Origin of the sequence: Streptomyces sp. NPDC057697 (assembly GCF_042799335.1) — a bacterium.
GTDB lineage: Bacteria > Actinomycetota > Actinomycetes > Streptomycetales > Streptomycetaceae > Streptomyces.
On record NZ_JBHVJA010000012.1, the window covers coordinates 24,770 to 42,837 of the forward strand.

The window sequence follows — 18,068 nt, forward strand, 5'->3', positions numbered from 1 at the left end:
AACGGCCGCGCCCGGCACCTCACTTGGAATCAGCAGAGAAGAAGAGAAGCACATGACGGACAACATCTTCGCGACGAGCGTGTTCTTCAAACTCGTCATCGGAGGCAGCGACCTGGGAGCCTTCCACACCTGCTCGGGTCTGGGCGCCGAGGTGGAGATGGAGCAGTACGCCGAGGGCGGCAACAACGGATTCACCTGGCAGCTGCCGGGGCGGATCACCTGGACCAACATCACCCTGACCCGGCCCGTCACGGCCGACACGCTCAAGATCGCGCGGTGGCTGAACGAGACGATCCGGCGGGTCGAGCCCAAGGACGGAGAGATCGTCGCGCTCCGTCCCGACCTCAGCCGCATCATCAGCTGGCAGGTGCAGGGCATCGTGCCGGTCCGCTGGCAGGGCCCGTCCTTCGACCCCGCCAACTCCCAGGCGGCGATCGAGACGCTGGAGATCGCGCACGAGGGCCTGGAGGCGTCATGACGGGCCATCACATTCCTTGACAGGCAGAGGTATCGGAGAAGTCCGGGAAGGAGGAGCGCAATGTCACCCGCTGTCCGCACGAGCCGTGCTCGCGCCCAGCTGACCATCATGGAACCGCCGTCGACCGTCGGTGCCAAACCGGGCGGGAACCTGGCCCGGCTCACGTTGCAGTTCAACCCCGCCAAGCTGTCGCTGAGCAAGAGCACCGTGTGGCGGCGTACGCCGTCCCGGATGGCCGGGCAGTCCGCACTGCCCGAATTCGTGGGCAGCGGACCCCGTTCGCTGTCCCTGGAGGTCTTCCTGGACGCCACCGCCACCCATGACAATTCGGTGGAGAGGGCGGTGGAGCAGCTGATGACGGCGTGTGTGCCCACCCCGAGCAGCCTGGCCCGCAAGACGCCCGCCAGCCCCTGGGTCCGCTTCGACTGGGGCACGTCGAAGACCACCTCGTTCGACGGTGTGCTCTCCAACCTCTCCGTCTCGTACACCCTGTTCGACGTCGACGGGAAGCCGCTGCGCGCCACCTGCTCCCTGTCGATCGAGGAGGCGAGCGTCGACCCGGCCGGGCAGAACCCCACGTCCGGCTCGCGGGAGGCACGCCGTACCCACCGCGTCGTCGCCGGTGACAGCCTGCCGCTGCTGGCGTGGCGGGAGTACGGCGACGCCACCGCCTGGCGCACCATCGCGGAGGCCAACGACGTGGACGACCCCATGCAGCTGATCCCCGGCACGGAACTGGTCGTGCCCGGACTGGAAGATCACGCCCCGGAGGGCAGCCGATGACCGCCGCCGGCCGCTCCTTCGCGGCGGACCCGATCGTCGAGGCCCCCGGTGAACTGCCTCCCGCCTGGGCGGCCCAGCTGGTCAGCTGCGTGGTGGACGAGAACGTCGGCCTGCCGGACACCGCCGTGCTGATGTACCGGGACCCCGATCACAAGCTGCTCACCGCCACCGGACTCACCATCGGCACCCCGTTGAAGATATCCGTGGTCACGGTGCAGGAGCGGGTGCGCGAGCGGCTGTTCACCGGTGAGGTCACGGCGGTCGAGCTGGACAGCGACACCACCGGTTCGTTCACGGTGGTCCGCGCCTTCTCCAAGGCCCACCGGCTCCAGCGCGGCCGGAAAGTGGTGGCCTACCGCAATATGAAGACCGCGGACATCGTCCGCAAGGTCGCCGCGGGCGCGGGGCTGGCCTGCGGGAAGATCGAGGCGGCGCCCATCACGTACAAGCAGCTGACCCAGCCCAACGTCTCGGACTGGGAGTTCCTCCAGTACCTCGCGGGCGAGAGCGGCGCGCAGGTGCGGGTGGACGACAAGGGCCTGTTGCAGTTCGTGAAGCCGAAGCCGGCCGCCTCGGCGCCCTCTCCCACCACCCCCGCCACCCGGCATCCGATGGTCCTGGAGTACGGGCGCAATCTGCTGGCCCTGCGGGCCGTGCTGACCGGCGCCGACGGGGCGGACAGCGTCGAGGTGCGCGGCTGGAACGTCGACACCAAGTCCCGGCTGGTGGCCCGCGAACAGTCCATCCGCAGCGACACCGTGTCCCCCGGGATGAGCCCGTCGCTGGTAGCCGGGGCATTCGGCGCGAACGCCCGGATGACGGTGACGGACACCCCGTACCGGACCCAGGCCGAGGCCACCGCCGTGGCCGGTTCGGTGGCCGCCTCGGTGAGTTCGGGATTCGGTGAGATCGAAGCCGTGGCCGAGGGCAATCCGCAGTTGCGGGCGGGCGAGCCGGTCGCCCTCGGCAACGTGGGTCCGGCCTTCGCCGGGCGCTACACGGCGACCGCCGCGCACCACGTACTCGAACCGAACGGCGGCTACCGTACGACCGTGCTGGTCAGCGCGGCGCCCGACCGCTCGCTGGCGGGACTCACCAGTGGCTCGAACGCCCCCTCGCGCGGCCCGCGCATGCCGGGGCTGGCGATCGGCGTGGTCACCGACATCCGCGAGGGAAAGGCCGAACGCGGCTGGGTCCGGCTGAAGTTCCCGTGGCTCGACGACACCTATGTGACCGACTGGGTCCGCACGGTGCAGTGGGGCGGTCAGGGCGGCGGCGGGGTGTTCAGCCCCGAGGTCAACGACGAGGTGCTGGTCGGGTTCGAGCAGGGGCTCCTGGACAGCCCCTATGTGCTGGGCGGCCTCTACAACGGCGTGGACAAGCCCTCGCCCCACGCGGTCCCGCTGGTCGACCCGACCAGTGGCAAGGTCAACCGCCGTTCCCTGGTGTCCCGTTCGGGCAACCGGCTGGAGCTGCTGGACGCCCCGCGCGGCCCCTCCGGCGTCCGGCTGGCCACCGGCGACAAACGGCTCGAAGTCACCCTGGACGAGCGCCGCGACGAGATCGTGCTGACGGTGTACGCCCCCGGCGGCAGCCGGGCACTGAGCTCCGTGAAGCTCTCCGCGTCCGGGATCACCCTCGACGCCGGAACGGGCGATGTGAACATCAAGGGCAGCTCGGTGACGGTCAACGGCAAGACGGGCGTCACCATCGACGGCGGACTGCTCGGGGTGCTCAAGGCCAGGCTCATCAAGATCAACTGACGGTCCGCGCTCCATCCCATTCCTCAGAAGTCCCTTCCCCAGCAAGGAGAACCCCGGTCATGCCCCCCGCAGCCCGTACGGGCGACAGCACCGCCCACGGCGGCCTCATCGGCACCCCGCCCCCGGGCGCGGTGGCCGTCGCCACCGTGCTGATCGGCGGCCGGCCCGCGGCCGTCACCGGGAGCCTGCACGTGTGCGTCGTCCCCCCGCACGCCGCACTCGGGCCGGGCAACGTGATCATGCCCAACCCGGCCGCCATGGTCACCGGACAGGTCCTGATCGGCGGGCTGCCCGCCGCCCGGATGCGGGACAACACCTCCTGCGGCGCACCCATCATCAGCGGTGCGCTGAACGTGCTGATCGGAGGCCCGATGTGAGCGGCAGCGGATTCATCGGACGCGGCTGGGGCTTCCCGCTGCGGGTCGGCGCCACCGGCGGCATCGGCATGGTCGAGCGGGACCGGGAGATCGAGGAGGCGATCGGGCTGGTGCTCGGCACGGCGCCCGGCGAGAGGCCGATGCGCCCGGAGTTCGGCTGCGGCATCCACGACTACGTCTTCGCACCCGGTGACGGCGCCACCGCCGGGCGCATCGCGCACGAGGTACGCACCTCGCTGGAGCGGTGGGAGCCGCGGATCGAGGTGACCGACGTGGTGATCGCGTTCGATTCCATCGAGGAGGGCACCCTGTACATCGACGTGCACTACACCGTGCGGGCCACGAACGACCTGCGCAACCTCGTCTTCCCCTTCTACACCATCCCGTCCTCCGAGGGATCCGAAGAATCGGGAGCGCGCTGATGGCCCTGCCTTCGCCCAACCTGGACGACCGGCGCTTCCAGCAACTCGTCGACGAGGCCAAGCGGTACGTCCAGCAGCGCGCCCCCGAGTGGACCGACCACAACGTGTCGGACCCCGGGGTCACCCTCATCGAGACGTTCGCGTACATGGTCGACCAGCTGCTGTACCGGCTCAACCGGGTGCCGGACAAGAACTACGCCGCCTTCCTCGACCTGCTCGGCGTCACCCTGTTCCCGCCGACGGTGGCGCGGGCCGAGGTCGACTTCTGGCTGTCGGCGCCGCAGCCGGAGACCGTGCGGCTCCCGGCGGGCACCGAAGTCGCCACCTCACGCGGTGAGTCGGAGGAGGCGGTGGTCTTCTCCACCTCCGACGACCTGTCGATCGTGCCCAGCTCACTGGTGCGCCTGGTCACCGCCCCGGTGTCCGGCGACCAGACGGACCGCACCGCACCGCTCGGCGCGGGCAAGGACATCCCCTGCTTCCAGCCGCGGCCCGAGCCCGGTGACGCCCTGCTGTTCGGGCTGCCCACCGCCGTGCCCCGGTGCATCGTCGCCGTACGCCTGGACAGCCGGGTGGAGGGCGTGGGCGTCGACCCGCGGCAGCCGCCGCTGGTGTGGGAGGCGTGGGACGGGGCCCGCTGGGTGACCTGCCAGACCGGCACCGACAGCACCGGCGGACTGAACAGGCCCGGCGAGGTGATCGTCTTCGTTCCGGCCGGGCACACCGCGTCGGTGACCGCGGGGACCCGGGCGGGCTGGCTGCGCTGCCGGGTCACCGCGCCCGAACCCGGCCAGCCGTTCTACTCCGAGTCCCCGACGATCCGGGAGGCGGAGGTGTTCACCGTCGGCGGCACGATGGACGTCGAACACGCGGAGACCGTCATCGACGTCCCGCTCGGCACCTCCGGGGGAGTCGCCGGGCAGCGGTTCTCCGTGAACAGGGTGCCGCTGCTGCTGGACGGCGAGCCGCCGGTCGTCCAGGTGTCCTCCGCGGAGGGCTGGGAGGTCTGGACCCCGGTGGAACACTTCGGCGCCTCCGGGCCGCACGACCGGCATGTGCGGATCGACGCCGTGTCCGGCGAGTTCGCCTTCCCGCCGGAGGTACGCGAACCGGACGGCACGATGCGCGCGTACGGAGCGGTCCCCGAGAAGGGCGCACAGCTGAGGGTGCCCCGCTACCGCACGGGCGGCGGCGCGGCCGGGAACGTCGCCCGGGGCGCCATCTGCGTGCTGCGCAGCTCGGTGCCGTACGTGGCGGGCGTGGAGAACCGCGAGGCGGCCCGCGGCGGGGTCGACGGCGAGACCGTGGAGAACGCGAAGGTCCGGGCGCCCAACATCCTGCGGGTGCAGGAACGGGCGGTCACTGCGGCGGACCACGAGGCCATCGCCCGTGAGGCCGCGCCGTCCCTGCGCCGGGTGCGGTGCCTGCCCGCCGTCGCGGGCGAGGGCGGCGCGGTACGGGTGCTGGTGGTGCCCGACGCGGTCGCCGACGCGGGCGGACAGCTCCGCTTCGAGCAGCTGATCCCGTCGGACTCCGTGCTCTCGACGGTCACGGCACGGCTCGACGAACGGCGCCTGGTCGGCACCCGGCTGGTGGTGGAACCACCCGCGTACCAGGGCGTCACCGTGGTCGCCCGGCTGATGACGGCCGGGGGCGACGTGGACCGGGTCCGCGCGGCGGCGGTCGAGGCGCTGTTCCGCCACATCGACCCGCTGCGGGGCGGCGCGGAGGGGACCGGGTGGCCGTTCGGCAGGCCCGTCCAGTACGGCGAGATCTTCGCCGTGCTCCAGGGCGTGGCGGGGGTGTCCCTCGTGGAGGAGGTACGGATGTTCCCCGCGGACCCGATCACCGGCCGGCGCGGGGCGGCGGTGCAGCGGATCGATGTCGCCCCGGGCGCCCTGGTCTTCTCGCACCAGCACCAGGTCGAGGTCGTCGCGAGCGTGCCGGGGGACGGCGCATGACCAGAGCCTCGGTACCCGGGCTCGCCAGCCGCTACCCCATCGGCGAACTGCTGCCCGCGCTCTACGCGGACGACGATCTGGCCCAGCGGTTCACGGCGGGCCTCGACACCGTCCTGGCGCCCGTCCTGTCCACCCTGGACAACCTCCCCGCGTACTTCGATCCGGCGCTGACCCCGGCCGACTTCCTGCCCTGGCTGTCGTCCTGGGTGGCGGCCGACGCCGATCCCGCGTGGCCCGCGGAGCTGCGACGGGCCGTGATCGCCCGCGCCGTCGAACTGCACCGGTGGCGCGGCACCCGGCGCGGCCTGGTCGAACACCTCCGGCTCTGCTTCGGGGTGCAGGCCGACATCCAGGACGGCGGCGGCGCCACCTGGTCGTCCGAGCCCGGCGCACCGCTGCCCCCGCCGCCGACCGGGGAACTGCTGGTGCGCGTCTGGGCGTTGCACGGCGGAACGGTGGACGCGGGCCGCGTCCGGGACGTCGTCGCGGCCTCGTGCCCCGTACACCTCACGTGCCGGGTGGAGATCCTGCCGGGCCCGCCAGACGAGACAGGAGGCTGACACGATGCGCTCGTGTCCGGCGTGCGGTACGGCCAACCGAGAGGACGACGAATTCTGCGGGAACTGCGGTTCCTATCTGGGCTGGTCCTCCCGGGCACCGCGGAACGCCCCCGCCGCCACCGAACCTCCCGCCCCCGCCGAACCGGCCTCCACCGAACCGGCCTCCGCCGGACCGGCGGAGCCGGTGGCCGGGACCGCGTCCGGCGCTCCGGCCGAACCCGTGGCCGGGACTCCTGCGGAGACCGGAGCCGTCCCGGCCACCGGAGCTCCACCGTCCGCCCCGTCGGCCGCGCTGCCCTCCGCCCCGCCCGGCGAGCCCTCGGCCGAACCGGTGCGGGCCGACGTCCCGGAGCCCGCCGCACCGCCGCCCGCGGTTCCCGCGACGCCCGCCCAGGCACCCGCGCAGCCCGCCCCCGTACGCCCGGAACCGCCGGTGCGGCCCGCCCCCGCCCGGCCGGAGCCACCGGCGCCGGAGGAGCCCGTGGGCGCGGTGCAGCCGGCCAAGCCGGTCGCCCGGCGGCCCGTCGTGCGGCCCGTGACGGCGGACGAGGAGCCGGACGGCCCGCCGTGCCCCGCCTGCGGCACCCCGAACCTGCCGGGGCGCCGGTTCTGCCGCCGCTGCGCGGCGCCGTTGCAGCCCAGGGAGCAGCCCGCGCCGCTGCCGTGGTGGCGCACGGTGTGGCCGTTCCGCCGGAGGGTGCGGAGCGGATCGGGCCGGGCGCTGCGGCGGATCCTGCTGGCGCTGGCGGTCGTCGGGCTGCTGTTCGCGGGCTTCCTGCTCGTCCCGGCCGGGCGCTACGTCTTCGAGGACGTGCGGGACAAGCTCGGCGGAACGGCGGAGGTCAGCCCCTCCGGGGCCACCGCGAGCGCCCACACCCCCGGCCATCCGGGGTCCGACGCGATCGACGGACTGACCAACAAGTACTGGGGAGCCCCCGCGCTCGGCTCGTCCCTGACGTGCACCTTCAGCCAGCCGTTCCGGCTGGTCGGCGTCGTGGTGTACACGGGTGTGTCGACGGAGCCCGAGGAGTTCCACCGTGCCGCCAGGCCCACCCGGGCCGAGTTGATCATCACCAAGGAGAACGGTGACGTCGAGGAGAAGACGGTGACGCTCACCGACAAGCCGGGGAAGCAGACCGTGCGGACCGGCATCAGCGACGTCGTCTCCGTCCGGCTGGTGCTGGAGGCCGCCGCCGGCCAGGGCGAGGGGCGGCCGATCGCCGTCGGCGAGGTCGAGTTCTTCAAGCGCACCTGAGAGCGGACGCGGCCCGCGAACGGCCGTCACCGGTCCGGGGAGCGGACCGGGCAGCGCCGCCACGGCCTGCCCGGCCCGCCCGACGACGGGCCGGGCCGTGCCGATGCAGCCCCCCGTGGCCGCATCGGCACGCTCATCCCAGCAGTTGCTCCGGCACGAACCCGGCCTCAGCCAGCCGCCGCCACAGTTCGTCCGGGACCGGGAAGCGGGCGGCCGCCGCGTTCGCCGTCACCTCGGCCGCCGAACGGCAGCCGAGGACCACCGAGTCGACGGCCGGGTGCAGCAGCGGGAACTGGATCGCCGCCGCGGGGAGCGGCACGGCGTACTCCTCGCACAGGGCCCGGCACCGCCGTGCCCGTTCCAGCGTCCGGGCGGGCACCGGACGGTAGTTGAACATGGCGCCGGGGGACGGGTCGGCCAGCAGACCCGTGTTGAAGACACCGCCGACGACCACCGCGGTGCCCGTCCTGGCGCACACCGGCAGCAGGGTGGTCAGCGCCTCGTGGTCGAGGAGCGAGAGACGGCCCGCGATCAGCACCACGTCCACCTCGAACTCCGATACGTACGAGGCGAGCGGGCCGCTGTGGTTCATGCCGAACCCGATCGCGCGGACCAGTCCCTCCTCGCGCAGCCGGCGCACCGCCGGATAGGCCGTGCGGCGGATCTCGTCCGGGTAGTCGTCCGGGTCGTGCAGATACAGGATGTCGACGCTGCTGCGTCCCAGGCGGGTCAGGCTCGCCTCCAGGGACTCGCGGATGCCGCGCTCGGTCCAGTCGGTGATCACCTCTCCCGGGGAACCGTCCGGCCGGGGGCGCAGCAGCCAGCCGGTCTTCGTGGAGATGACCGGGGAGGTGTTCCCGGCCGGGGCGAGCAGACGCCCCAGGCGCTGTTCGGCGAGGCCGTGGCCGTAGCGGGGAGCGGTGTCGAAGTACGTGATCCCGGCCTCGGTGGCGGCCTTGAGGGTCGCGGCGGCCTCCTCCTCGCCGACCGGCTCGAAGAGCCCGCCCAGCGGGGCGGTGCCGATGCCCAGACGGGGCAGGGCGAAGGGCAGCCGTCCGGTCGCGGCGCTGTCGGTCATGCCGTCTCCCACGGAGAGGTGCAGGCCGCGCGGTTCGCGCGCAGCGTCATGGTCAGGGTCAGCCGGATCCGCGAGTTCCCGGGGAGGGCGACGCGGCAGTGCGGTCCGTCGACCGGCAGTTCGGGACCGTCGTCCACGCGGACGGTGGCGACGCGGTGTTCGGCGAAGGAACCCGCCTGCACCAGCAGGGAGTGCGCCGCGGCGCCGAGGTTGACCAGGTCCACCACCGTGTGGTCCGGGCGGATGTCGGAGACGAGCGCGGCGACGTCCTCGGGCAGGCCGGGACGGCGGGCGTCCGCGTCGTAGTAGCGCACATGCAGATGGACGAGGCCGCCGTTGTAGAGGACCTGCGGGGAGCCGGTGGTCAGCTGCAACAGGGCCTCGGTCACCACGGGGTTGAGATGCTGCCAGTGGTGGATGTCCAGGGCGTCGGGTCCGACGGCCGGGTCGACGGTGTCGCCTTCGATCGCCGCCACCCGCTCGGCGCAGCTCGCGAGGGCACTGCGGAGCATCCGCTCGGGGAACCGCGGATTGCGCCCGTGCAGGAATTCGTACCAGGGCTCCTCGTGCCCGGCCTCGTCCTTGATGCGCTGGGTGTGCACGGCGCTCCAGTCCCAGCGGGACCCGGCACGCAGCCGTTCGATCCGCTCCCGGTCGGCCTCCTCGCGGCTGAAGTGCCAGAGCGAGAGCGGGAGCTGGCCCGGCATGACGGTGAAGTCGAACCAGCCGGAGTCGTTGTGCCGCTGGGGCACCATGAGGGTGCGCCCGGCCGTCATCGCGCGCAGATGCGGTTCCCAGCGCTCGCCGAGGGTGCCCATGTGGTCGGCGGAACGCTGTTCGGCGTGGCGCAGCACCGTGTCGAGGGGGTTGCGGGCGAGATCGAGGAAGCCCCGGTCCCCGGTGAGGAGCGTCGCGTTGGCCGCGCCGACGACGGTGGCGCTGCCGACGGGGGACAGGCCGTGCGGCCACGACCAGCCGTAGTGGCCGCCGTACCAGCGGCCGTCCAGGTACTGGCCCACCTTGCCGTCCAGGCCCGCGTTGTCCGGCACGACGTCGCGGCCCGCCAGCCGCTCGCGCCACACACCGACGTACTCGGCCACCCAGTCCGCGTAACGCTGCTCCCCGCTGAGCAGGAAGGCATGGGTGGCCAGCCCGGTGGCGCCCAGGTTCGCGATGGTGTCACCGCGGCCCATCCGCTCCCACATCGCGCGGCCGTACGCGCGGGCGCGCTCGGGCGAGTCGGCCAGGGCGTCGAAGGAGGTGACGCCCTCGAACCCGTCCAGCGGCAGACCGTAGGGGCGCAGGGCCAGGCTCCACGGGAAGTACGCCTCCTCGTCGCTGAACCCGAATCGCGGCCCCGCCGCACCGTTGTGCGGGGCACGTAGCACCCGGTGCACGGGGTCGTAGTTCGGGCCGCCCGGAAGGTAGAAGTCGGCGAAACGGCACGCGAGTTCGCGCAGCTCCGGGTCGTCGGGGTCGGCGAGACACAGCCCGTAGAAGAGCAGCAGGCCCTCGCCCTGGTGGAACCAGTCGTAGCCGCGCTCCAGACCGTCGACGAGCATGCCCATCTCGGTGAGCTGCGCGGTGACCCCGCGCCAGTGCCGCCGCGCGGCGGTCAGCAACTCCGCGCTGCCGCCCAGCAGATAGAGCGTCGGCCAGTTGAAGAACGGCTCGTAGAAGTCGTCCACGCCGTCCCGGCCGTCCAGCCCCCGCCCCAGCGCGTCGCGGAAGACGAGGCGGCCGTCTCCCTCGGTGTAACGGTCGGCGAACAGCCGCCACGCCTTGTCCTGCGCGGCGAACAACTCCCTTTCCAGATGTGCCCATGTGGGAATGTCGGTGACGCGCCGAGTCGCGGTGAGCAGAGGTCCGTGCGCCTCGCCCACTGTGTGCGTGCCGCCGGTCCGCTCAGGCCTGAGCATCGAGAACACCTGCCCCTTGTCACGTACGGATTGAACAATCGCCCATCGATAGCCGATGGTTAGACTCACTGGCGGGGAGCCGACGTGTCAATACTCCGGAGCGGCCCCGCGAGCCCCGAGAAGGAGGCGCACCGTGATCGACTGCCATGTCCACCTGTGGGATCCGGCCGAGGGATTCCCCTGGATCCGGCCGGAGAGCGAGCACCATCACGCCTTCGGCGAGCACGACCTGGAACGCTCGGGCGCCGGCCTGGACGTGACCGGGGCCGTGCTGGTCGAGGCGGCGCGGGGCGACACCGGAGAGACCCTCGCCCTGCGCGACATACGGCTGCGACGCCCGGACCTGGCTGTCGGATACGTGGCCAACCTGCATGTCCACGGCACGGGCGGGCCCGGCCCGTTCCGCGGCCTCCTGCACGAGCTGGGCGACCTGCGCCCCAACGGGATGCGGCTCGGCGGCACCTCGTGGACGGACACCCCCGAGTCGGCCCGTGCGCTCCTGCCGGTGCTGGCGGAAACGGGCCTGGTGCTCGAACTCAACCTGTACCGGGAGGCGTTGACACAGGCGGCGCGGGCCGCGGCGCGCCACCCCGGGCTGACCGTCGTCGTCGACCACCTGGGCAACCCCCCGAACCTGCGCGCACCGGCCGCGGTGGAGTGGTACCGCGAGGTCGAGCGGGTCGCCGCGAGCCCGGACGTGGTGGTGAAGCTCTCCGGGCTGCTCACCCAGCAGCACGGGGTGCCGCCCCGGCGCATCGCGCACATGGTGCGTCACGTCGTGGACACGCTCGGCCCCGACCGCTGCCTCGTCGGCTCCGACTGGCCGATCTGCCTGCCCCGCGGCTCACGGGCCGCGTCGCTCGCGATGTCCCAGCTCGGGCTGGACCATCTGGCGGACGACCAGCGCGAACGCGTACGGCACGGGACCGCGGTCCGTGTGTACGGACTCGACCGCTGACCGGAGGCGTGGTTGACAGTGCTCGAACGCCCCTGATTCGATTCCCTCGATGATCGATAGGCGATGAAAAGTGACCGGCTCAGCCTCGCCGGGGCGGGCCCCGACCTCCGCGGAGAAGCCCATGGCACATCCCGACCCGCCCCAGGACGCGTGGCGGAGGCGGCGCCCGCCCCGCCCCGGGCCGGACGGCCCCCGGGTCCCATGAGGCCGTCCCGAGGGAATGGACCGCCAGGCGGTCGAAAACCCCGGTGAGATCCCACCGGGAGAAGATGGGTGCGTACTATGTCGCAACTGACGTGCCCCAGTGCAGGATTGGGAATTCATGGCATCTCATGCGTCGGGTGGATTCGTCTCCACACTGGCCACCAACAAGGACCGGTTCCGCAAGACCCTGATCTCGGATCAGGTGTACGAACTGCTCCGCCAGGCCGTCGTCGAGGGCGACCTCGCGCCGAACGACCGGGTGGTCGAATCGGAGATCGCGCGGCGGCTCGGTGTGAGCCAGGCCCCGGTGCGCGAGGCGGTCAAGCGGCTGGCCCGTGAGGGCCTGCTCACGCATGTGCCGCGCCGCGGGCACTTCGTCGTCGAGATCTCCTCCAAGGACGCGGAGTACGCCCGCCAGGTGCGCGAACCGCTGGAGGGCCTCGCCGCACGGCTCGCCGCCGAGCACATCACCGAGGAGCAGCTCGCCGAGCTCGACGCCCTGGTCGAGCGGATGCACGAGGCGGTCGCCGCGAACGACGTCAGTGGCTTCCGGGACGCCGACATAGGGTTCCACACCCTGGTGAGCCAGTTCGCGGGCAACCCCTTCCTGGCCCGGATGTGGGAGGTCATCGAGCCGAGCCTACGGACCCTGCGGGCCATCTCCGACCCGCTCTTCGACGGTGACTGGTGCGCGATGGCCGACGAGCACGGCCGTCTGGTCGGTCTGCTGCGGGCCGGGGACCCCGGCAGGGCGGCCGAGGCGTTCGCGGACCACGCGGCCGGGCGGGGGCCGGTGCCGGACGCACGGCAGACGAAGAAGCCCCGCGAGAAGACCGCGGCGAAGAAGACGGTGCCCCGGAAGACCGCGGCGAAGAAGGCGGCGCCCCGGAAGACGGCGGCGAAGCCGAACTGATCCATGGGCGAGGGGCCCGGTCCGGACGTCCGGACCGGGCCCCTCACTCATGCGGCGCGCGGTCTACCGGCGGGCGCCCGCGGTCCACTTGGGTGCCCCGTACTGATAGGCGCCCAGGCTGGGCGTGGCATCCGTGGAACCGTCATTGATCCCCGGAAGCGCGATCGCCTGGTTGCGGGCCGGGGATCCGGCGGTCAGCCGGTAGTCGCGGCCGGCGGCGTCGACGAACAGCGGATCGACGTCCGAGGGCAGGTTGTTGGAGAGAACGAGCCCGCCGTCGGTGGCTCCGTCCAGGCCCCGGATCGTGCCGACGTTGTTGTAGATCCTGGTGCCGGTCGACTGCCCCGCCTCCTTCACGTAGAACAGCGTCATCCCACCGGTGTTGTTGTAGACGCCGTTGTCGTGCGAACCGGTGCCCAGACCGTTGAGCATCACCGTGCCCTCCCGGTTGCCCCAGCCCACGTTGTTCGCGATCACGAGGTCGCTCTGTCCGTTGTCCGCGTAGACCCCGGAGATCCCGAAGGTGCTGGACGTCGTGGTCGGCGCCGGGTCGTGGAGTACGTTGTGGTCGATGGACGTGCCCATCATCCACGCGCTGCAGCAGGTGTAGATCGCGGCGACGTCCAGGCTCAGCCGGGCGTACCCGGAGATGTCGTTGTACGCGATCAGGTCCTTGCCCGGGGCGAGACCGGCCACCTCGTTCCACTGGAGGTTGATGCCGCTGCGGCCGACCCGGGAGATCGTGTTGTGCGTGACCGTCTGGCTGTTGCCCTGCACGGCGATGCCCGCCGCGTAGGTGCCCATGTAGTCGACGTCGTGGATGACGTTGTCCGTGGCGGTGTTGTTCTGTCCGCGCAGGGCGATCCCGTTCCCCGCGCTGAGCGACAGATCGCTGTTGACGATCTTGTTGTGGGTGCCGTCCAGGATGATGCCGCTGTCGCCGACGCCCCGTGTCACCGTGCTGCCGCAGTCCGTCGCGCCCTGCGTGATGTCGGTGTAGTGCGACAGGTACTGGCCCTTGACGCCGTCCAGGGTGACGCCGGTGCTGGTGGCTCCGGTCCTGATCGTGGTGGCGAACAGGCCGATGCCCGCGACCGTGGTGTGGCTGGTGTCCGCCAGGTCGAAGCCCAGGGTGCGGCGCTTGGCCTCGACGGTGTGGGCGCCGGGATCGTCGGTGGAGTACACGTACAGGCGCTTGGCGGCCGGGTCGTAGAACCACTCGCCGGGATGCGCGAGTTCACCGATCTTCCCGGAGAGCGCGTACCGGGTCTCCCCGGGCACGACCTTGTGGACGCACGGCGGTGCGGTCTCCAGCGTCACCGAACCGACGGCGGAACTCTTCACCTTGGTGGTGGCCGAGACGTACCAGTAGCCGGTGAGGGCACGCGCGCCGTCCCAGTACCCCGCCGGGCGGGTCAGGTCCGCATCGGCGACGGTGGCGTCCGCGCTGCCCTCACCGGCGTACTGGAGCGAGGGGTCGAGCAGGTCGAGGCCGGGGTAGGGCCACTGGGCCTCGATGCCCATCTTCTTGTCGGTGAACACCTGCACGGTGGTCACGTCGGTGCCCAGGTCGACGTCCGTGCGGTAGACGTGCCCGGCCGCCACCGCGTCGCTGAACTGCGAGTCCGCGGCGAACGGGTCGGTGCCGGCGATCTCGGTGACGTCGGCGGCGGTGACCGGTTCGAAGCCGCCGACCTTCGAGGCACCGCTCACCGTGACCTTCGCACCCGGGGCGGCGCGATAGGTGATCGGCAGCGCGGCCGTGCCGGAACGGGCCGGCACGACCGTCTCCTCGTACGTGCCGGACAGCACCAGGCAGGTGTCGCCCGGCACCATCACATCGGCGCACTTCTGGATGTGCCGGAACGGGGTGCCGGCGCTCGTGCCGGAGGCGGTGTCCTGGCCGGACACGGCGACGTAGTAGGTGTGTCCCGCTCGGGGCCCGACCGGATGGGCGGCGGCGGGGTGGCCGGCCGCCACCATGGCCAGGGACGCGAGCAGGGCGGCTGCGGACCACTGTCCTCCGCGGGACCGTGGACTCCTTCTCCTCAGCACTCCGTAGTCCTCTCTCTTCTCTCGGCTCTTGCTCGGACGGGGAACGGCGGGCCCGGTCGTCCCTTCGTGGCTCATCCCTTGACGGCGCCGACGGTGAGACCGCTGATGATGTGGCGCTGCATGTAGATGAAGAAGATGACGACGGGCGCGATGGCGAGCAGAAGGTTGGGGAACACCTTCGTCAGGTCGGTCGAGTACTGGCTGATGCCGGCGTAGATCGCCGTCGTGACCGTGTAGTGCCCGGAGGACGGGCTGAGCAGGATCTGTGGGGAGACGAAGTCGTTCCAGATCCCGATCGAGTTGAGGATCAGCACCGTGACGACCGCGGGGCGCATCAGCGGGAAGATGATGGACCAGAACGTCCGGAACCGGCCCGCGCCGTCGATCGTCGCCGCGTGGTCGATGTCCACCGGGACGGTGCGGATGAAGCCGACGAACAGGAAGATGCTCACCGGCAGGGTGGACGCCACGTCGTGCGCCACCAGACCGGTCACGGTGTTGGCCAGGCCGATCTCGCGCAGCACGTAGATCACCGGGATGATCACCGCCGCCCCCGGGATGAACGTGCCCGCCAGGAAGTACAGCAGCACCAGCTGCGTACGCCGCTTGAGGCTGCGCGCGATCGCGTACGCGGCGGGGCCCGCGAGCAGGATGCACAGCACGTCCACGAGCACGACGAGGAACAGCGTGAAGCCGTAGCCGCCGATGACGTTGAACTGCGGGCTGTGGATCGCGGCCGACATGTGCTCGAAGGTCAGCCCGCCCAGCGGGATCGAGAACGGGTTGTCGAGAATGTCCTGCTGCGACTTGAAGGCGTTCACCACGAGCAGATAGACCGGCACGATCATCACGACGAGGAGGACACCGAGCAGCGCCCACCGCACGGGCGAACGGGCCTCCTCGCGCTCCGCGTTCCCCGTCCCGTCCGCCTCGGCCGGCACGGCCTTCGGCTTCTCGCGGACCTCTGCCTCTAGTACGGTCACCACCGGCTCCTCACTGACCTGTCGCGGCTTGGTCTTGACGGTTGCGCAGCGCCGTCACGAGGAGGGCGAGCGCGGCGGACACCACCATCAGGAACACCGCCTGCGCGGTCGCGTACCCGACCTTGGTGCCCTCGAAGGAACGGGCGAGAATGAGGTACGTGAACGTCTGCGTCGAACCGGCCGGACCGCCGCCGGTGAGGCTGACCACGATGTCGTACGCCCGGATGAGCCCGACCAGGTTCAGTACCGTCGCCACGGTCACCACGGGCGCGATCATGGGGATCACGATCCGCAGGTTGATCTGGCGCCTGGAGGCCCCGTCGATCGCGGCGGCCTCCAGCAGTTCGGCGGGCACCGTCTGCAACGCGGCCACGAACAGGACGACGTTGAAGCCGAATCCCGCCCACACGATCACGCCGATCAGCGAGATCAGTGCGAACCGCTCGTCGAAGAGGAACCCGAGCGGCTCGATCCCGAACTTGGCGAGGGTGTTGTTGATCGCGCCGTTGGTGCCGAGGATCGCCGCCCACAGATAGCCGAGGATCAGAGCGCTGATGACGTGCGGGAAGTAGGCGACGGCCCGGAAGAAGGAGTTCGTGCGCGAGCGACCCTTGAGGGCGAGCGCGTACACGAGCCCCAGGCCCACCATGAGGACGGTGCCGGACACGGCGATGAGGGCCGTCACGTACCAGGCGTCCGACGAACTCGGGTCGTCGAACAGGTGCTTGTAGTTGTCGAGTCCGATGAAGACGGCGGTGGAGAAGCCGTCCCAGTCCGTCAGGCTGAGATAGACCGCGACCCCCACGGGCACGACGGTCATCACCGTGTAGAGCAGGACGGCCGGGCCGATCATCCCGAGGGAGACGGCCGATTCCTTCAGCCGCGCCCGGCGGCGCTGCCCGGCCCCCGCGTTCAGCCCTGCGAGTTCCACCACTTGTCCAATCCGTCGGCGGCGTCCGCGGGGGACGAGCCCGTGTACAGGGACTGGACCTGCTTGTTGAGCTCGTCGCTGAACCCGGCGATCGGCTGGCTCTCACCGGACTTCACGATCACCGAGGGCGCCTTGTCCAGGACCTTCTGGACGGACGAGCCGAGGCTGGACATCGGGTAGGTGAAGCCCTCGCGCAGATTGCCGTCGGAGGCGAGCTGGCTCTTGATGGCCTCCGGGTCGGTGGTCGCCCACTTCACGAACTCGATCGCCTCGGCCCGGTGGCGCGACTTGCCGACCACCACATACGGGTTCGAGATGTTGCCGAACTGGCCGGACGGGTAGGAGCCGTCGGTCGGCATGGTGAAGACGCCGATGTCGTCGCTCTTCTTCGCGGCGTCCGCGGCGGGCACGAAGTACGAACCCATGACGTACATCGCGGACTTGCCGTTCAGGAAGGCCGTCTGGCCGTCCGCGTAGGTCAGCCCGAGGGCGCTCTTGTCGAGGTAGCCCTTGTCGATCCAGCTCTTGTAGTGCTCCAGGTAGGGCAGGTAGCCGCTCTCGGCGAAGGAGACCTTGCCGGCCTTGCGCTCGACCGTCCACTTGGGCTCGGCGGTGAGCACCCCGGCGTCCGCCATCATCGTGAACTGGGATCCGGTGACCCACTGGCCGGCGGTCTGCAGCGGTTTGTAGCCCGCGTCCTTCAGATCACCCATGGCGGACGTGAACTGATCCATCGTCCGGATCTTCGTGGCATCGAGCCCCGCCTTCTCGAAGGCGGCCTTGTTGTAGAAGACGAGCGACTGGATCTGTTCGCCCACACCGACCACGTAGTGCTTGCCGTCGATGGCGTACTGGTCGGCCAGGGGGGTCTTGGCGGTCCAGGGCTGGTCGGACAGATCGGCGAAGAGCGAGGCGGTGTCGGCCGTCGGCGTGATCTGCTGGGCGACGTCCGGCGGATCGCCCGCGGCCAGGTCCTGTCTCAGCTTGGCGTCGGCCGAGATCGTGCCGGTCAGTTCGAGCGCGACCTTCACTCCGGGATGGTCCTTCTCGTACCCGGCGAAGAGGTCGTTCCAGTACTTCTCCGTCAGGTTCGGCGTGATGTTCACGATGACGCGGAGGGTCGTGCCCTCCGCGGCCTGGTCGGACCCGCCACCGCAGGCGACGGCCGATGCCATCACCAGGGGAGCCACGGCGAGCCCGCAGGTACGGCGCCACATTGTTCTCATGGGACACGCTCCATTGCGTAGTCGTGAATAATCGATAGCTGCTGTTCGGCCGCGGAGTTCCCGGTGGGGCAGCGGTGGGAGGTCGCGGGCGGTCATGGGTGGAGACCGTCCGGCGGGGGGTGGTGCGATGCGGCGGAGGCGGGGCGGTGCCCTCACCTCGGTGACTATCGTCTATCGATTGCTGATGCTAGGTGCGGCACCC

General features: G+C 71.1%; 16 protein-coding genes. 10 read left to right on the top strand and 6 right to left on the bottom strand.

Annotated elements, in window-relative coordinates; genetic code table 11:
- Window positions 1-52 precede the first annotated feature (52 nt).
- Genes ACFVFH_RS27125 through ACFVFH_RS27160 form a run of 8 tightly spaced genes read left to right on the top strand, consistent with a single transcriptional unit; the run spans window position 53 to window position 7,599 of the window.
- Complete coding sequence (locus tag ACFVFH_RS27125; RefSeq protein WP_383773253.1) at window positions 53-478, top strand: phage tail protein; 426 nt, start codon at window positions 53-55, stop codon at window positions 476-478.
- A 60-nt stretch (window positions 479-538) separates the two neighbouring features.
- Window positions 539-1,261 carry a LysM peptidoglycan-binding domain-containing protein gene (locus ACFVFH_RS27130; protein ID WP_383773255.1) on the top strand — a complete coding sequence of 241 codons (723 nt, stop codon included), beginning with the start codon at window positions 539-541 and terminating at the stop codon, window positions 1,259-1,261.
- Window positions 1,258-3,024, top strand: a complete 1,767-nt coding sequence (locus ACFVFH_RS27135; protein WP_383773257.1) for a VgrG-related protein — start codon at window positions 1,258-1,260, stop codon at window positions 3,022-3,024. Before ACFVFH_RS27130 ends, ACFVFH_RS27135 begins: the two co-directional genes overlap by 4 nt.
- A 59-nt stretch (window positions 3,025-3,083) precedes the next feature.
- The gene (locus ACFVFH_RS27140) at window positions 3,084-3,401 is read left to right on the top strand and encodes a PAAR domain-containing protein (protein ID WP_093544223.1); all 318 of its coding nucleotides are present in this window, start codon (window positions 3,084-3,086) and stop codon (window positions 3,399-3,401) included.
- Window positions 3,398-3,823, top strand: coding sequence for a GPW/gp25 family protein (locus tag ACFVFH_RS27145; RefSeq protein WP_383773259.1), 426 nt, complete (start codon window positions 3,398-3,400; stop codon window positions 3,821-3,823). The genes ACFVFH_RS27140 and ACFVFH_RS27145 overlap by 4 nt, the downstream gene beginning before the upstream one ends.
- A complete protein-coding gene (locus ACFVFH_RS27150) occupies window positions 3,823-5,784 on the top strand; it encodes a putative baseplate assembly protein (protein WP_383773261.1) in 1,962 nt (653 codons plus the stop codon). The genes ACFVFH_RS27145 and ACFVFH_RS27150 overlap by 1 nt, the downstream gene beginning before the upstream one ends.
- A complete protein-coding gene (locus ACFVFH_RS27155; RefSeq protein ID WP_383773263.1) occupies window positions 5,781-6,344 on the top strand; it encodes a phage tail protein I in 564 nt (187 codons plus the stop codon). Before ACFVFH_RS27150 ends, ACFVFH_RS27155 begins: the two co-directional genes overlap by 4 nt.
- Before the next feature lie 4 nt (window positions 6,345-6,348).
- On the top strand, window positions 6,349-7,599 hold the full coding sequence (locus tag ACFVFH_RS27160; RefSeq protein ID WP_383773265.1) for an NADase-type glycan-binding domain-containing protein: 1,251 nt from the start codon (window positions 6,349-6,351) through the stop codon (window positions 7,597-7,599).
- A gap of 133 nt (window positions 7,600-7,732) precedes the next feature.
- On the opposite strand, the gene ACFVFH_RS27165 is transcribed toward ACFVFH_RS27160, so the two are convergent.
- The gene (locus tag ACFVFH_RS27165) at window positions 7,733-8,677 is read right to left on the bottom strand and encodes an aldo/keto reductase (RefSeq protein WP_383773266.1); all 945 of its coding nucleotides are present in this window, start codon (window positions 8,675-8,677) and stop codon (window positions 7,733-7,735) included.
- On the bottom strand, window positions 8,674-10,596 hold the full coding sequence (locus tag ACFVFH_RS27170; RefSeq protein WP_383773268.1) for a hypothetical protein: 1,923 nt from the start codon (window positions 10,594-10,596) through the stop codon (window positions 8,674-8,676). The genes ACFVFH_RS27165 and ACFVFH_RS27170 overlap by 4 nt, the downstream gene beginning before the upstream one ends.
- A 133-nt stretch (window positions 10,597-10,729) precedes the next feature.
- Between ACFVFH_RS27170 and ACFVFH_RS27175 the strand changes: the two genes are divergently transcribed.
- Together ACFVFH_RS27175 and ACFVFH_RS27180 are read left to right on the top strand one after the other, a co-directional pair.
- The gene (locus tag ACFVFH_RS27175; protein ID WP_383773270.1) at window positions 10,730-11,554 is read left to right on the top strand and encodes an amidohydrolase family protein; all 825 of its coding nucleotides are present in this window, start codon (window positions 10,730-10,732) and stop codon (window positions 11,552-11,554) included.
- Window positions 11,555-11,876: 322 nt separating this feature from the next.
- Window positions 11,877-12,671, top strand: a complete 795-nt coding sequence (locus tag ACFVFH_RS27180) for an FCD domain-containing protein (protein WP_383773272.1) — start codon at window positions 11,877-11,879, stop codon at window positions 12,669-12,671.
- A 63-nt stretch (window positions 12,672-12,734) separates the two neighbouring features.
- On the opposite strand, the gene ACFVFH_RS27185 is transcribed toward ACFVFH_RS27180, so the two are convergent.
- The 4 genes from ACFVFH_RS27185 to ACFVFH_RS27200 all read right to left on the bottom strand — a co-directional run bounded on the left by ACFVFH_RS27185 (window position 12,735) and on the right by ACFVFH_RS27200 (window position 17,866).
- Entirely contained in the window at window positions 12,735-14,654 is a 1,920-nt protein-coding gene (locus tag ACFVFH_RS27185; RefSeq protein ID WP_383773274.1) for a right-handed parallel beta-helix repeat-containing protein, read from the bottom strand.
- 143 nt (window positions 14,655-14,797) lie between these two features.
- The gene (locus ACFVFH_RS27190; protein ID WP_383773276.1) at window positions 14,798-15,709 is read right to left on the bottom strand and encodes a carbohydrate ABC transporter permease; all 912 of its coding nucleotides are present in this window, start codon (window positions 15,707-15,709) and stop codon (window positions 14,798-14,800) included.
- A 10-nt stretch (window positions 15,710-15,719) separates the two neighbouring features.
- Window positions 15,720-16,643 carry a carbohydrate ABC transporter permease gene (locus tag ACFVFH_RS27195; protein ID WP_383773278.1) on the bottom strand — a complete coding sequence of 308 codons (924 nt, stop codon included), beginning with the start codon at window positions 16,641-16,643 and terminating at the stop codon, window positions 15,720-15,722.
- The gene (locus ACFVFH_RS27200; RefSeq protein ID WP_383773280.1) at window positions 16,622-17,866 is read right to left on the bottom strand and encodes an ABC transporter substrate-binding protein; all 1,245 of its coding nucleotides are present in this window, start codon (window positions 17,864-17,866) and stop codon (window positions 16,622-16,624) included. The genes ACFVFH_RS27195 and ACFVFH_RS27200 overlap by 22 nt, the downstream gene beginning before the upstream one ends.
- Between the last annotated feature and the right edge of the window lie 202 nt (window positions 17,867-18,068).

What these genes read in the sequence shown, in the direction of transcription:
- ACFVFH_RS27160 (WP_383773265.1), top strand. Translation starts at nt 6,349, where the DNA reads ATGCGCTCGTGTCCGGCGTGCGGTACGGCCAACCGAGAGGACGACGAA.
- ACFVFH_RS27125 (WP_383773253.1), top strand. Translation starts at nt 53, where the DNA reads ATGACGGACAACATCTTCGCGACGAGCGTGTTCTTCAAACTCGTCATC.
- ACFVFH_RS27185 (WP_383773274.1), bottom strand. Translation starts at nt 14,654, where the DNA reads ATGGTGGCGGCCGGCCACCCCGCCGCCGCCCATCCGGTCGGGCCCCGA.
- ACFVFH_RS27150 (WP_383773261.1), top strand. Translation starts at nt 3,823, where the DNA reads ATGGCCCTGCCTTCGCCCAACCTGGACGACCGGCGCTTCCAGCAACTC.
- ACFVFH_RS27180 (WP_383773272.1), top strand. Translation starts at nt 11,877, where the DNA reads ATGGCATCTCATGCGTCGGGTGGATTCGTCTCCACACTGGCCACCAAC.
- ACFVFH_RS27130 (WP_383773255.1), top strand. Translation starts at nt 539, where the DNA reads ATGTCACCCGCTGTCCGCACGAGCCGTGCTCGCGCCCAGCTGACCATC.
- ACFVFH_RS27135 (WP_383773257.1), top strand. Translation starts at nt 1,258, where the DNA reads ATGACCGCCGCCGGCCGCTCCTTCGCGGCGGACCCGATCGTCGAGGCC.
- ACFVFH_RS27170 (WP_383773268.1), bottom strand. Translation starts at nt 10,596, where the DNA reads ATGCTCAGGCCTGAGCGGACCGGCGGCACGCACACAGTGGGCGAGGCG.
- ACFVFH_RS27200 (WP_383773280.1), bottom strand. Translation starts at nt 17,866, where the DNA reads ATGAGAACAATGTGGCGCCGTACCTGCGGGCTCGCCGTGGCTCCCCTG.
- ACFVFH_RS27155 (WP_383773263.1), top strand. Translation starts at nt 5,781, where the DNA reads ATGACCAGAGCCTCGGTACCCGGGCTCGCCAGCCGCTACCCCATCGGC.
- ACFVFH_RS27140 (WP_093544223.1), top strand. Translation starts at nt 3,084, where the DNA reads ATGCCCCCCGCAGCCCGTACGGGCGACAGCACCGCCCACGGCGGCCTC.
- ACFVFH_RS27165 (WP_383773266.1), bottom strand. Translation starts at nt 8,677, where the DNA reads ATGACCGACAGCGCCGCGACCGGACGGCTGCCCTTCGCCCTGCCCCGT.